Annotated in this window: 20 protein-coding genes and 1 tRNA gene; 8 read left to right on the top strand and 13 right to left on the bottom strand. The window is 76.2% G+C overall.

Annotated features, from left to right (window positions below; genetic code table 11):
- Positions 1-11 precede the first annotated feature (11 nt).
- Positions 12-84 (bottom strand) — tRNA-Arg (locus tag ACI79Z_RS03160).
- A 95-nt stretch (positions 85-179) separates the two neighbouring features.
- Here ACI79Z_RS03160 and ACI79Z_RS03155 point away from each other — a divergent pair.
- Genes ACI79Z_RS03155 through ACI79Z_RS03135 form a run of 5 tightly spaced genes read left to right on the top strand, consistent with a single transcriptional unit; the run spans position 180 to position 3,171 of the window.
- Entirely contained in the window at positions 180-503 is a 324-nt protein-coding gene (locus ACI79Z_RS03155; protein WP_456901671.1) for a hypothetical protein, read from the top strand.
- 44 nt (positions 504-547) lie between these two features.
- Positions 548-985 carry an SRPBCC family protein gene (locus ACI79Z_RS03150; protein ID WP_387987972.1) on the top strand — a complete coding sequence of 146 codons (438 nt, stop codon included), beginning with the start codon at positions 548-550 and terminating at the stop codon, positions 983-985.
- Positions 986-1,026: 41 nt separating this feature from the next.
- Positions 1,027-1,881, top strand: a complete 855-nt coding sequence (locus tag ACI79Z_RS03145; RefSeq protein ID WP_456901670.1) for an NAD-dependent protein deacetylase — start codon at positions 1,027-1,029, stop codon at positions 1,879-1,881.
- Positions 1,878-2,177 carry a biopolymer transporter Tol gene (locus tag ACI79Z_RS03140; protein ID WP_387987970.1) on the top strand — a complete coding sequence of 100 codons (300 nt, stop codon included), beginning with the start codon at positions 1,878-1,880 and terminating at the stop codon, positions 2,175-2,177. The genes ACI79Z_RS03145 and ACI79Z_RS03140 overlap by 4 nt, the downstream gene beginning before the upstream one ends.
- 31 nt (positions 2,178-2,208) lie before the next feature.
- Positions 2,209-3,171, top strand: coding sequence for an MSMEG_6728 family protein (locus tag ACI79Z_RS03135; RefSeq protein ID WP_456901669.1), 963 nt, complete (start codon positions 2,209-2,211; stop codon positions 3,169-3,171).
- Here ACI79Z_RS03135 and ACI79Z_RS03130 read toward each other — a convergent pair.
- Genes ACI79Z_RS03130 through ACI79Z_RS03120 form a run of 3 tightly spaced genes read right to left on the bottom strand, consistent with a single transcriptional unit; the run spans position 3,141 to position 4,734 of the window.
- Positions 3,141-3,959: a phosphotransferase gene (locus ACI79Z_RS03130; RefSeq protein WP_456901668.1), complete on the bottom strand. Its 819-nt coding sequence runs from the start codon at positions 3,957-3,959 to the stop codon at positions 3,141-3,143. The two genes, ACI79Z_RS03135 and ACI79Z_RS03130, sit on opposite strands and share 31 nt — an antisense overlap.
- Positions 3,956-4,375: a PaaI family thioesterase gene (locus tag ACI79Z_RS03125; RefSeq protein ID WP_387987967.1), complete on the bottom strand. Its 420-nt coding sequence runs from the start codon at positions 4,373-4,375 to the stop codon at positions 3,956-3,958. Before ACI79Z_RS03125 ends, ACI79Z_RS03130 begins: the two co-directional genes overlap by 4 nt.
- On the bottom strand, positions 4,372-4,734 hold the full coding sequence (locus ACI79Z_RS03120; protein WP_456901667.1) for a VOC family protein: 363 nt from the start codon (positions 4,732-4,734) through the stop codon (positions 4,372-4,374). Before ACI79Z_RS03120 ends, ACI79Z_RS03125 begins: the two co-directional genes overlap by 4 nt.
- An 89-nt stretch (positions 4,735-4,823) precedes the next feature.
- Between ACI79Z_RS03120 and ACI79Z_RS03115 the strand changes: the two genes are divergently transcribed.
- Positions 4,824-5,522 carry a YbaK/EbsC family protein gene (locus ACI79Z_RS03115; protein WP_387987965.1) on the top strand — a complete coding sequence of 233 codons (699 nt, stop codon included), beginning with the start codon at positions 4,824-4,826 and terminating at the stop codon, positions 5,520-5,522.
- Here the strand turns inward: ACI79Z_RS03115 and mscL are convergent.
- The 3 genes from mscL to ACI79Z_RS03100 form a co-directional block, all read right to left on the bottom strand.
- Positions 5,519-5,950 (bottom strand): large conductance mechanosensitive channel protein MscL, encoded by a 432-nt coding sequence (mscL, locus tag ACI79Z_RS03110; RefSeq protein ID WP_456901666.1) that lies wholly within the window; start codon positions 5,948-5,950, stop codon positions 5,519-5,521. The two genes, ACI79Z_RS03115 and mscL, sit on opposite strands and share 4 nt — an antisense overlap.
- A 12-nt stretch (positions 5,951-5,962) precedes the next feature.
- Positions 5,963-6,580, bottom strand: coding sequence for a Flp pilus assembly protein CpaB (gene cpaB, locus ACI79Z_RS03105; protein WP_456901665.1), 618 nt, complete (start codon positions 6,578-6,580; stop codon positions 5,963-5,965).
- 85 nt (positions 6,581-6,665) lie between these two features.
- Positions 6,666-6,998: an FmdB family zinc ribbon protein gene (locus ACI79Z_RS03100; RefSeq protein WP_456901664.1), complete on the bottom strand. Its 333-nt coding sequence runs from the start codon at positions 6,996-6,998 to the stop codon at positions 6,666-6,668.
- 111 nt (positions 6,999-7,109) lie between these two features.
- On the opposite strand from ACI79Z_RS03100, the gene ACI79Z_RS03095 reads away from it, so the two are divergent.
- The gene (locus ACI79Z_RS03095; RefSeq protein WP_387987961.1) at positions 7,110-7,502 is read left to right on the top strand and encodes a hypothetical protein; all 393 of its coding nucleotides are present in this window, start codon (positions 7,110-7,112) and stop codon (positions 7,500-7,502) included.
- Positions 7,499-7,696 carry a hypothetical protein gene (locus ACI79Z_RS03090; protein WP_387987960.1) on the top strand — a complete coding sequence of 66 codons (198 nt, stop codon included), beginning with the start codon at positions 7,499-7,501 and terminating at the stop codon, positions 7,694-7,696. The genes ACI79Z_RS03095 and ACI79Z_RS03090 overlap by 4 nt, the downstream gene beginning before the upstream one ends.
- A 177-nt stretch (positions 7,697-7,873) precedes the next feature.
- On the opposite strand, the gene ACI79Z_RS03085 is transcribed toward ACI79Z_RS03090, so the two are convergent.
- From ACI79Z_RS03085 to ACI79Z_RS03060, 6 genes are all read right to left on the bottom strand, one after another.
- Positions 7,874-8,758 (bottom strand): CPBP family intramembrane glutamic endopeptidase, encoded by an 885-nt coding sequence (locus ACI79Z_RS03085; RefSeq protein ID WP_456901663.1) that lies wholly within the window; start codon positions 8,756-8,758, stop codon positions 7,874-7,876.
- Between the two features lie 65 nt (positions 8,759-8,823).
- Positions 8,824-9,837: a hypothetical protein gene (locus ACI79Z_RS03080; RefSeq protein WP_456901662.1), complete on the bottom strand. Its 1,014-nt coding sequence runs from the start codon at positions 9,835-9,837 to the stop codon at positions 8,824-8,826.
- A gap of 194 nt (positions 9,838-10,031) precedes the next feature.
- Positions 10,032-10,229, bottom strand: a complete 198-nt coding sequence (locus ACI79Z_RS03075) for a 2-oxo acid dehydrogenase subunit E2 (RefSeq protein WP_387987957.1) — start codon at positions 10,227-10,229, stop codon at positions 10,032-10,034.
- Complete coding sequence (locus ACI79Z_RS03070; protein WP_456901661.1) at positions 10,205-10,363, bottom strand: hypothetical protein; 159 nt, start codon at positions 10,361-10,363, stop codon at positions 10,205-10,207. Before ACI79Z_RS03070 ends, ACI79Z_RS03075 begins: the two co-directional genes overlap by 25 nt.
- A gap of 153 nt (positions 10,364-10,516) precedes the next feature.
- Positions 10,517-11,194: an SRPBCC family protein gene (locus tag ACI79Z_RS03065; protein ID WP_387987955.1), complete on the bottom strand. Its 678-nt coding sequence runs from the start codon at positions 11,192-11,194 to the stop codon at positions 10,517-10,519.
- Positions 11,195-11,205: 11 nt separating this feature from the next.
- Positions 11,206-11,907 carry a DUF6544 family protein gene (locus ACI79Z_RS03060; protein WP_387987954.1) on the bottom strand — a complete coding sequence of 234 codons (702 nt, stop codon included), beginning with the start codon at positions 11,905-11,907 and terminating at the stop codon, positions 11,206-11,208.
- Between the last annotated feature and the right edge of the window lie 367 nt (positions 11,908-12,274).

Raw genomic sequence — 12,274 nt, 5'->3', positions numbered from 1 at the left:
CCCGGGACGGGTGCCCCCGGCAGGATTCGAACCTGCGACACACGGTTTAGGAAACCGATGCTCTATCCCCTGAGCTACGGGGGCTCGTCGGCGCGGCGCCGACCGGGGTGTGCGGAACCGAGGCTACCGGGACGCCCGGGAGGGGCCCGCGGAGCGTCCCCGGTGTCTACCGTCTGTGCGTGTTGCTCGCAGTGGTCGAGATGGTGCTGCTGCTGGTGCTCGTCGCCCTGCTGCTCTCCGGCCTCGGCGTCTGGACGGCGGGACGGCGGGCCGCCCCGCCGCGGGCCCGGTGGGCACCGGCGCACGACGAGGTCGACGGGCGGACGCGGGTGCTGCTGCGCCGCTCGTACCCGGGCCCCGACGGGGTGCCGGTCGTGCTCGAGGACCGCGTGTTCGCCGCCTTCCCGGCCGACGACCCCGCCTGGGAGGCCCGCTTCACCGAGGCGATGGCCGGCGCCCGGTTCCGCTGCTCCTACCTGGACGCCGAGGACTCCGCCGACTGAGCCCCCGCGGCGCGGCCGGTGCGAACGCGGGCAGGATGGCGGGCATGGGACAGGTCGTGGCCACCGCCGAACGCGTCGTCAACGCCCCCGCCGAGCGGGTCCGGGCGGCCCTCGCCGACTACACCGGCACCCGGCGCGAGGTGCTGCCCGAGCAGTTCAGCGACTACCGCGTCGAGGCCGGCGGCCAGGGCTCCGGCACGCGGGTGCACTGGCGGTTCGCCGCGACGTCGAAGCGGGTGCGCGAGCAGGACGTCGAGGTCACCGAGCCCGACGGCACCCTCGTCGAGCGCGACACCCGCTCCTCGATGGTCACCACGTGGACGGTCACCCCGGCGGACTCCGGCAGCAGCACCGTGCGGGTGCGCACCACCTGGACCGGCGCGGGCGGCATCGGCGGCTTCTTCGAGCGGACCTTCGCCCCCAGGGGCCTGCGCCGGGTGTACGACGACCTGCTCGGCCGACTGGAGGGCCGGCTCACCTGACGACGGCGGCGCGGCGTGCGGCCACGGAGGACGATGGGCCGGTGACCGCCGCCCTCCCCGCCGTCCAGACCGCGGACGGCCTCGACGAGCTGGCCGGCCTAGTCGCCGACGGAGACGTCCTCGTCCTCTCCGGCGCCGGCCTGTCCACCGACTCCGGCATCCCCGACTACCGCGGCGCCACCGGCTCCCTGCGCCGGCACACGCCGATGACCTGGCAGACCTTCCGCCGCGACCCGCGCGGGCGGCACCGCTACTGGGCGCGCAGCTACGTCGGCTGGCCGCAGATGGCCGCCGCCCGCCCCAACGCCGGGCACTCCGCCGTCGCCCGGCTGCAGCGCGCCGGCCTGCTCGCCGGCGTCGTCACGCAGAACGTCGACGGGCTGCACCAGGCCGCCGGCGCCCGGGACGTCGTCGAGCTGCACGGCGGACTGGACCGGACGGTGTGCCTGGCCTGCGGGGACGTCGCCCGGCGGGACGAGCTGCACCGCCGGCTGCGGGCCGCCAACCCGGCCTTCGGCCCGCGCGCGGACGAGGTCAACCCCGACGGCGACGCCGAGCTGCCCGACGAGGTGCTCGACGGTTTCGTGATGGTCGGGTGCACCGCGTGCGGCGACGGGCCGCTCAAGCCCGACGTCGTGTTCTTCGGCGAGACCGTCCCCCGCGACCGGGTGGACACCTGCTTCCGGATGCTCGAGGAGTCCGCCGGCCTGCTCGTCCTCGGCTCCTCGCTGACCGTCATGAGCGGCTACCGGTTCGTGCTGCGCGCCGCCGAGCTGGGCATCCCGGTGGCGGTGGTCAACCTCGGCCCCACGCGCGGCGACGCCAAGGTCGACGTGAAGGTGGACGCGCCGCTCGGCGAGGTGCTGCCGGAGCTCGCCCGCCGCTGCGGCGCGTGACCCGCCGCGAGGTCGAGCACACCGACGACGGCCGCTGGGTCGTCGTCGACGGGCGACGGTGGCGGAAGGCGGACCCGTCCCTGCCCGACGACGTCCGCGCCCGGCTGCTGTCCCACCTGGGTGCGGCGCGCGCGGCGGTGCGCACGGCCCCGGACCCGGCCGCCGTCCGGGCCGCCCGGGACCGGGTGCAGCTGGCCAAGACCGGGCTGGGAGAGCGCGGTCCCGCCTGGTGGGAGCAGGACGGCGACGCCCGCCGCGCCCGCTGGGAGGCGGCGCTGGAGGCGCTCGGCGGTTGACCGCGCGCCCGACCGGGCAGGAACCGCCGCGATGCAGACCTTCCTGCCGGTGGCCGACTTCGAGGAGAGCGCGCGGCTGCTGGACTCACCGCGCCTGGGCAAGCAGCGGGTCGAGACGCTGCAGGTGCTGCGCGCCCTGGAGCTGCCCGACTACGGCTGGTCCTCGCACCCGGTCGTGCACATGTGGCGCGGGCGGACGGCGGCGCTGGTCGTCTACGGCCTGGCGATGGTGCGGGTCTGGCGCGAGCGCGGGTTCGCCGACAGCACGCACACGCTGATCGCCGAGTTCGCCCCCGACGTCGAGGGCGCCACGCAGGACGAGCTCGCCCGCGCCGGGATGCTGCCCTCCTGGGTCGGCGACGAGGCGCTGCACCTGTCCCACCGGTCGAACCTGCTCGCCAAGGAGCCGGACTTCTACCGGCCGCGGTTCGCCCCGCTGTTCGGCGACGAGCCCGACGACCTGCCCTACGTCTGGCCCGGTCCCGACGACGTCCCGCCGGCGGCCGAGCCCGAGGGCACCCGGGTGTGGGTCGTGCGGCCGCGGGCGCACAACGAGCTGGGCGCGTGCCTGGCCGCGGGCGTCGTGGGGCTGGGCACCCAGTCGGGGATCGACGTCGACGCCACGGGCCTGTCGCCGGCCGAGCTGCGCGCACTGGCCAAGGAGATCTCCGGGCGCCGGCCGAGCAAGGACCTGCGCCAGCTGTCGACCTTCCTCGACGAGATCCGCCCCGGCGACCCGGTGGCGCTGCCGATCGAGCACGGCGCCGGCCTGCTGGTCGGCGAGGTGCTCGGCGACTACCTGTTCGAGGGGCGCGAGCTGCTGCCGCACCGCCGCCCGGCCCGCTGGGACCACGTGGTCCCGCGCGCGGCTGCCCGCCCGCCCGCGACGCTGCAGGACCCGCGCGCGCTGTTCTCCGTGGTGCTCGACCCCGACGTGCTGCCGCCGTCGCTGGCCGGCACCACCTACCGGGAGCCCGCGCTGCCGCTCGTGTGACCCGCGCGGACGACGCTCGTCCACGCCCGCGCGTGCAGCCGGCGCAGCTCCAGCCACGGCGCGAGCTCGGCGTCGGACGGGCCGCCGGCCGCGTCGAGTGCGGCCCGCCCGTCCAGCCGGGAGGTGAGCCGCAGACAGGCGAGGTCCCACTTCGGCGGCCCGGCGCAGGTGTCCTCGAGGTCGGCCCACCGCCAGCCGTCGGGGGTGGCCAGCAGGTTGCCGGGGTGCGCGTCGCCGTGCAGCACCTGCACGCGCCCGCTCAGCCGGGGACGGAGGACCTCCACCTGCTCCGCCGTCCGCGCGCGGACGGCGGGCTCGACGCCCCAGGCGCCCGCCCGCTCGCTGAAGACCGCGAGGTCGTCGAGCGGGGTGTCCAGCGGGCGCCCGGTCACCGGCAGGCCGGCGAGCACCTCGTGCAGGCCGGCGAGCGCGGTGGCCACCTCGGCCGGGGTCGGCGTCCGCGGCAGCACCTCCACGCGGGTCCAGAAGGTGAGGGTCAGCCCGTCGTGCACGTGCGGCCCGGGCGGCAGCAGGTCGCTCGGCGGGACGACGGCGGCGCCGGCCGCGGCCAGGGCGCCGGCCAGCGCGACCTCCCGGCCGGACGGGCGGGCCGGGTCGGGGCGCAGCAGCGGCGTCAGCGTCGCCACCCGCGCCACGACCGGCGCCGGGGCCAGGTGCACGACGACGTTGACGCCGTCGTGCAGCACCCGCGTCCCGGCCGACCGGAGGCCGTGCGCGGCGGCCACCGCGGTGGCGGCGGCCGCCGCGCGCCCGGCCCGGTCGTTCACGCCCCCGGGAACGGCACGTTCTGCAGGCGCACCTGGCCGCGGGCGACGAGCTTGCCGTCCTCGGCGCGGGTGAGCTGCACCAGCCACAGCTGCAGGGTGCGGCCCTGCTGCACGGGCTCGGCGACGACGTCGAGCCGGCCGGCGGTGACCGGCCGCAGGAAGTCGGTGCTGTTGTTCACCCCGACGGCGAACTGGCCGCGGTCGGCGACGGCGGTGCTGGCGCCGATCGACGCCGCCGACTCGATCACCGCGCAGTAGACGCCGCCGTGCACGACGCCCCACGGGGTGTGGTGGTCCGGCCCCAGCTCGACGGTGCCGGTGACCCGGGTGCCGCTGACCTCGGCGACGTCGAACCCGGTGGCCGCGACGAACGCGCTGGCGGCGCTGCGGTCGACGTCGGGCACCTCGGCGCTCACGCGGCGTCCCACACCAGGCAGAACGGGTGACCCACCGGGTCGGCGTAGACGCGGAAGTCGCCCCCGCCGCCGGGCAGCTCCCGCGCGCCCAGGGCGAGCACCTTCGGCTCCGCCTCGTCGACGTCGGTCACGTAGACGTCGAGGTGGAACTGCTGCGGGCGCTGCGGGTCCGGCCAGTCCGGCGGGACCAGGTCCGGCGCCTGCTGGAACGCCAGCCGGTGCCCGCGGCCGCTGATCACGACCCAGTCGTCGCCCGGGCCGCCCTTGCTCACCTCCAGCCCCAGCAGCTCGGCGTAGAAGGTGGCGAGCGCGTGCGCGTCGGGTGCGTCGATCACGACGGAGTGCAACTGACCGATCATGGGCCCCATCCTGGCCGGTCGGCGCCGTCCCCACCGCCCGTGATCAGGCCGTCCGTCGCAGGGATCCGGCCAGGGGGCAGGATCGGGACGTGCCCGACCCGACCGACCAGCCCCCCGCCCTCGGCTCGCTGACCTGGGTGCCCGCCGCCTCGCGCCCCGACCTGCTCGCCGGCCCGGTCGCGGCCGCGCTTCCCGGCCTGCCCGGGCCCGCGTGGGTCGCCCCCGTCGACGACGCGCTCGCCGACACCGCCGCCTTCACCGAGGCGTACGGGGTGCCGCCGGAGGCCTCGGCCAACTGCGTCGTCGTGGCCGCGCGCCGGGCGGGGCAGACGACGCTGGTGGCCTGCGTCGTCCTCGCGACCACCCGCGCCGACGTCAACGGCCTGGTCCGGCGGCACCTGGGCGCGCGCAAGGCGTCGTTCGCGCCGCAGGACGTCGCCGTCGCCGAGAGCGGGATGGCCTACGGCGGGATCACCCCGATCGGGCTGCCCGCGTCGTGGCCGGTGCTGGTCGACGCCGCGGTGGCCGCCGCGGGGCTCGTCGTCGTCGGCTCGGGGACCCGTGGCGCGAAGCTCGCCGTCCCGGGGCCGGTGCTGGCCGGGCTGCCCTCGGCGGAGGTCCTCGACGGGCTCGGGGTGCCGGTGGCCGAGGCGCCCCCGCCGGCGCCGGCGGCCCCGGCCGAGCGGGCACCCGACGACCGCGACCTCGGCTGGGGCGAGCGCCCCGACGACCGCGACCCGGACCGCCGGTACCTGGAGGACCGGCCGCCGCACTGGGGCTCCGACTAGTCGAAGGACCCCGTCCTCCCCACCCCTCGCTCGCTCGGGGCGGTGCCCTGGACGGGGCCGTTCCGGAGCAGGTCGCGGATCTGGGCGAGCAGCTCCACCTCGGTCGGCTCCGCGGGCCCGGCCTCGACGCCGCGCCGCCGCGGCTCGGTGATGCGCTTCATCGGCACCACGACGACGAAGTAGACGACCGCCGCGGTCAGCACGAACGTGACCACCTGGCTGACGAACGCGCCGTAGGTGAACGTCTCGCCGTCGACGGTGAACTCGCCGCCGACGCCGCCGCCACCGGTGACCAGCGCGATCAGCGGGGTGAGGAACGAGTCGGTGAACGCGGTGACGACCGCGGTGAACGCGGTGCCGATGACCACCGCGACGGCCAGTTCGACGACGTTGCCGCGCAGCAGGAAGTCCTTGAAGCCCTTGAGCACGCGGCCATCCCCTCACGGCGACCGCGGCAGGCTCAACGTCAGCGTGGCGGTGGTGGCCGCAGCGGCGAGAGTGGCGGCCGTGGCCTCGTCGACGGCGAGCACGAGCAGCCCGCCGTCGTCCCCGCCGGACCGGGGTGCGGCCAGGACCAGCGCGCCGCGGGCCACCGCCTCGGCCCGCACCGCGCCCGGGGCGGTGGCCAGCACGTCGACGCGGTCCCCGGCGGCGGCCAGCCCCGCGACGGCCAGGTCGGCGAGCCGGACGGGCGCGGCCACCTGGCCCGCCGGCAGCAGCGCCGTCAGGCCCGGGCCGAGCAGCCGGACGTCGGTGACCGGCTCGCCGGCGCGCAGCGGCGCGGCGAGCACCCGGCCGGCCAGCTCCGCCGGGTCGGCCACGACGCCCGCCGGGACCGTGCCGGCCGGCAGCTCCGCGGTGGCGAGCAGGTCGGCGCCCAGGACCGTCCCGGCCGGCAGGTCGCCGGCGGCGGTGACCACCGGCGTGCCGGCGGCCGGGGCCGCGACCGGGGCCGGCGGCGGGCGCAGGGCGAGCAGCAGCGCGCCGACGGCGAGCGCCGCCGCCAGGCACCGGCGCAGCAGGAGGGCGGGGGAGCGGGGACGGCGGAGGCGGACCACCGGCCCAGGTTCGCCGCCCGGCGGCCCCGGCGGGGCCGGGGCGGGGGAGCTGTGGAGCGGCCGTCCGGCTGTGGACGGCCCGGGCTCAGCTCGCGGCGGCCTTGCTCCCGCCGCCCGAGGACGAGGACGAGGACGACGACGACGACGAGCCGCTGCCGGACGACGACGTCGAGGAGGACGACGAGTCCGAGGACGACGGGCTGGTGCTCTTCGACGAGTCGCCGGCGGACGAGCCGGACCGGCTGTCGGTGCGGTAGAAGCCCGAGCCCTTGAAGACCACGCCGACGGAGCCGTAGACCTTGCGCACGGGGGCGCCGCAGGTCGGGCACTCGGCCACGGCCGCGTCGGTGAAGGACTGCACCACCTCGAACTGGTGCTTGCCCTCGGGGTTGGTGCAGACGTACTGGTACGTGGGCACGGCGTGGCACTCCTGGTCGAGCGGGGGTGGGACGGGCCGACGCCGGCGGAGGCTGGCACTCCGGACCCTCGACTGCCAATGATGCGCCACGCCGCGACCCGCCGTCCACGGATGTCGGCGAGCGTCACGATTGCGGCGCGCGAGCACGGGATTGCGGCGGGCGCCGACCACCGGCTCTGGTCGGTGCTTGGCGAGGACCCGGCCGACGACCTCACCGGACTCCTGCGCGCCCACTGCGACCCGTGGCTGCCGCTGACCACCGCGACCGACCACTGGCGTGCGCAGCCGGCTGCCCCCCGCCCGCGGTCGACCCTGCGGGCCCGCCTGACCACCCGACGTCTCGAGCCCGACCGCGCCCCGCCACGCCATCGTCGAGGCGCCCGCGACGCCACCCCCGCCACCGCCTGGGCGTTGGAGGACGCGTACACCCGGGCCACCGTGCAGCCGGCATCCGGGCACTTCACCAGCTCGGCCTCACCGACGAGCGGCCCCAGGCCCGCGTGAAGGTCCGCGACCTCGCCGCCGACGCCTCAGAGCTCGCCGTCCCCGGTGGGCACACCGTGGCGGTCCCACACCGGCTGGGCGCCGCGCTGCTGCGGCAGCGGCTGCACGCCTGCATCGTCGGGCAGCGACCCAGTGATCAGCTGCTCACCTTTGACGGCTCCCCGACCGCGCCTTCGGCGCTGCTCCGGTACTGAGCCACAGGCGGCGTCATCCCGTCCGTGCCCACCGACGCGCCACACCGCCCGTGACGTGTTCCGGACCGTCGGACGAGCTCAGGGAGCCTCCTCATGGCCGTCGACGAGATGACCTCCTACGGCGTCCGGCACGGCACTCCGCCCGTAGCCGCTTCCGTAGGGGGCGGCGCGGCACGGTCACACGGCGGACCGGCCGGCAGTGTCGGACGTCGGCCCATCCGGTGTCCCTGGTGCCGCGGGGCGCGGCGTATCCGCCTCCTGGGCACGGAGCAGGCGACGCAACAGGAGCAGCCCGATCAGCGTCACCCCCGCTCCCATCGCGGTCGGCAGCACGTCGGGACCCAGCGGGGACGTGGTCGCGATGTCGAACCAGGAGTGGAACACCGCGACGACGAGCAGGCTGCCGCGGCCAATCCCGGACAGCCACGCGAAGATCCACGACGCCACCCAGATGCTCGCGGCGAACCCGACGAACCCGACCGCGGGCATCGCCCGGTAGCTGGGCGTGATGCCGAACAGTGGCAGATGCCAGCCCGCCCACACGATCGCCACGACGTTGGCCGCGGTCACCAGCGGGTAGCGACGCTCCAGCTGTGGCTGCAGGAACCCGCGCCAGCCGATCTCCTCACCGAAGCCGAAGAACACCAGGTTCGCGACCCAGAACACGCCCACCGGCAGCGCGGCGAACTCCTCCGACCGCCCGAACGCCGCCCAGTTCAAGTCCGTCGGGGACTGACTGGTCGCCCACGCCGCGGCGCTGCCGAAGACCAGCAGCAGCGCCGGCGGCACGCCGACCGCGAAGGCCCACGCCCGGCCCCGGCCGCGCCACGCGACCAGGCGCCGCCCCAGAGCGGCTAGCCCCGTGCGGCCGGTGACCGCGGCGGTGACCACGACCGCCGCGACGGCCGGGCCCAGGCTCCCCAGCAGGTGCAGCACCGGCCACGGACCGCCGCCGATCCAGCCCTGTGTCTGGGCGAGCAGCGGCAGCCACACCGCCCAGGACAACCCCACCGCCGACACCACGTGCGCGGTCACCGGCCGCCGCCGCATCCACCCGCTCATCGCCGGTCATCCTCACCCGACCGGACCCCGCTGCAGCACGAACCGAACTCCGCACAGGTCCGGCGTCACCCGCCGGCTGCGCCCCGCGAAGCACCACGACGGCGGAGCAGCGCCGCGCCGCCGGCGGCGCCGGCCACCAGCCACGGGTGGGCGCTGGCCCAGAGGGCGGCGCGCAGGGCACGGCGCAGCAGGTCGGCCTGGCGCGCCGAGGCGGGCGGTGCGTCCGCCGGCGTCCAGTCGAAGGTCCGCAGCCGCGCGAGGAAGCCCTGCCAGACGCAGCCCTCGAGGCTGTGCACGTAGATCTGGTCGGTGAAGCGCCGGGCCAGACGCAGATCGCGGGCGAACTCGTCCCAACTCTGGGTGGGCATCTGCGGATGCCCGGGGATGTCCGGGCCACCGCCGGTGGTGCCGACTGCGATGGCGGCCGCCTCGGGTCCGTAGCTCCACAGCAGCCCAGGCCCGATCCCGCGCATGAACGAGGTGTACTGCATGTACACCTCGCGGTCGGTGCGCACGTCGACCAGGCCGAGGAGGCGTTGCAGCAGGGTGGAGCCGGCCCGGCGCTCGTCGGCGATCGGCGGGAACTGGTAGTTCTCCACCGGCCAGCCGTCGGCGTGGATGCGCTCGACCAGGGCGGCGTAGTCGGCCCCCGCCCGGGCCGGCCGGGAGCGGTCGGTCAGCCGCGGGGCCAGCAGCGGGATCACCCCCCAGGGATTGCGCATCAGCTGCTGGTAGAAGGAGGCGTCGGGTTCGATGTCGAGGCCGACGGCATCCCAGGCCAGGCCGTGCTCCTTCGTCCAGGCGGTGAACCGGGCGTAGCTGGCCCGGGCCTGCGGCACGTTGTCCGGCGTGAAGTAGTAGCCCTGATCGGCCGGGAGCAGCGGCACGCCGACGACCGGGATCCCGGCGTCGTTCAACTGCGTCACGACCTCGGCCCGCTTGGGGTGGTAGTCGGACAGCATGAGCACGACGCGGGCCCGCAGAGCCTGCAGATCGGCGAGCACCGCGGGCTCGTCGAACAGGGCCGTGAGCCGGGTGACGTCCAGCTCACAGGCGAAGGTCAGGGTGGGTGGCTGCAAGCGCTGGCCTCCTGCGGTCGGTGGGGCGGCGTCCCGCTCGTGGGGCGGCGCGAACGCCGCCGCTTCCTGGGACGGGTGCCCGTCGGTGGCGCCGGGAGGGTGGAGTGCTTCCACGGTGTACCTCCGGCGTCGTCCGGCGCGGTCCGCGGGTCAGCGTCACACGCTGGCCGGGGCGGCGCCCCCCCACGAGTTGATCAGGGGCCGGCCTCAAGCCCGACCTCCGTGGCCGGGCTCTCCAGGCGGCGGCGGAGGTCGGCGCCGAACCGGGTGGCGGGGGCGCCGTCGACGAAGTTGTGGTCGACGGTCACCGTGAGGTCGAGGACGTCGCGTACGGCGATCTGCTCGCCGACGACCCGGGGGCGCCTGCTCAGGCCGCCGACGACGACCAGCACCGACGCGAGCATGGGGGCGCGAGGGCGAAGGCCCCGGCGCCGGCGCCGGCGCCGGCGAAGATGCCTACCTCGGTCACCTGCACGGTGCCGGTGAGCTGGTGGGCCTGCACCGAGCGGCGCATCACCGCGTACATCGCCGGGAACGACCCCTCCGCCGCCCGGCCCGAACCGCGGCGGTGACCGCCCGCCGGCTGGACGGGAACGGCAGCACCTCCACGCCACGGGAGCGGCCGGGGCCGGTCACCGGACCGGGCATCACGTCGACCTGCCCGACAGTTGCAGCCGGGTCACGTGCCGGCCTGCTCCGGCCTGCTCCGCACCCGCCAGCCGGCGGTGGCGGTCCGCCGTTCGGCCCGCTGCCGGATGCCGTGCAGCATCCGCCGGGTCATGACCAACGTCACCGGCTCACCGATCCGGGTGGCGATGCGCAGCCCTGGCTGCGGGGCGACCTCGGTGCGGGAGCGGGCCAGCAGCCGGCACCGCCCGTCGCCGACCGGAACGATGTGGAACGACCACACGCCGTTCCATGGGTGCTCCGGCGGCGCCTGACGCAACACCAGCGCCCGCGGCGGGTCGACCCGCGCGACGGTGAAGGCGTACCCGGCCGGCATCGGGCCGTAGCCCTCGGGAACGACCACGACGCGGTCGCCGGCGGCCAGGTGCTGCCACTCCCCGCGGATCTCCTCGGCGCTGTGGATGTGCAGCCCGATGAGGTTCTCCAGCCAGTCGTAGCTGTACATGCCGCCGCGGTTCTGGCCCATCTGCACCAACCAGGCCCACACCTGCACGGGAGGGGCGGCGACGGTCACCGCCAGCGTCGTGTTCTCGGCCGGAGGGGGCACGAGCTCGTCGCCGGGCAGCACCGCGGCCACCTCGTCGGCGGTCGCGCCCCAGTGCCGGCGGGCGTGCACGACCTGCAGGCCGACCGCCGCCGCGCCGGCGGCGAGGAGAAGCGGACGCAGCATGCGGGTCACCTCTACGGCGACACGTCGAGGTCGAGGTTCTGCAGGGCCATCTCGGCGTAGCGGTACTCCCCGTCGGGCAGGTGCCACACCGCCGCTCCGCCGGTCATCTGCGGCCGGCCGTCGACAACGGTCCAGCCGGCCACGGGAGTGCTCCACGGCGCCCGTACCGGGCCGCCGGGCAGGTCGGCCCAACGGTCCTCGCTGCGGAAGTCCCGCGGCCGGCCCGCCTCGTCGAGGAACACCTCCGCGCTGACCGTGTGGCCGGCGTCGGTCACCGCGACCCGGAAGCTGTGGTCGCCGGCGGCCTCCCAGGCGGTGCGCGGGTGCAGCAGCATGCCCGGGGCGAGGAGCACCGCGTCGTTGAGCCAGGTGGTCAGCTCGCCGATGTCGAACTCCGGTCCGGACCCGTCGGCGACGGTCACCAGGCCCAGCGCCTTGCCCATCATCCGCCCCGCGCCCGCCCGGTAGGTGTCCCAGCCCCACATCGGTAGCACGCGGGCGACCAGCAGTCGCATCCGGAACAGCCGGGCCACCTCAACGCCGGAGTTGTACTGCCAGGCGTTCAGCGGCAGCCACGGCTGATCCGGTCCGCGACGGAAGCGGCCGATGAAGTGGGCCCGTAGCGACCAGCTGCGCGGCCGGCCGACCACGCCCATCGCCCGCAGGTACCGCGCGACCACCGGTAGCAGCCCGGCCAAGTCGTCCTCGGTCACCGGGGCGGCGGTCGCCGGCCGGCCAGGCAGCCTCGCGGCGGCCAGGCTTCGGCGAAACGCCGGCGGTGGCCGGACGGCGGTGGCCCGTTCAGGCGTGAATGTCGACATGCTCCCCCGTCTGACCTGCCAGGAGTCGGTGCCTGGTCCGATCAGACTGTCTCGGAGGACCCGGGCAGCAGCAAGGCCTGACGGTCCTGTGCCGGGCTGAACCTCCGCCTCCAGCAGCGGCGGCCGGCTGCGTCCCCGGCCTCCCGTGGGCAGGGGCGCAGCAGTGACGGCCATCCGCGTTCGCGGCCGCCGGGTCAGACGCCCATCGCCGAACTGGCCGCCATCTGACACTCCCCGACGCAGAGCGAGCACTCGTGCA

The organism is Geodermatophilus sp. SYSU D00663, from assembly GCF_054050655.1.
Note: the sequence above shows the minus strand (reverse complement) of the source record. Positions and strands in the feature narration are given on the sequence as shown.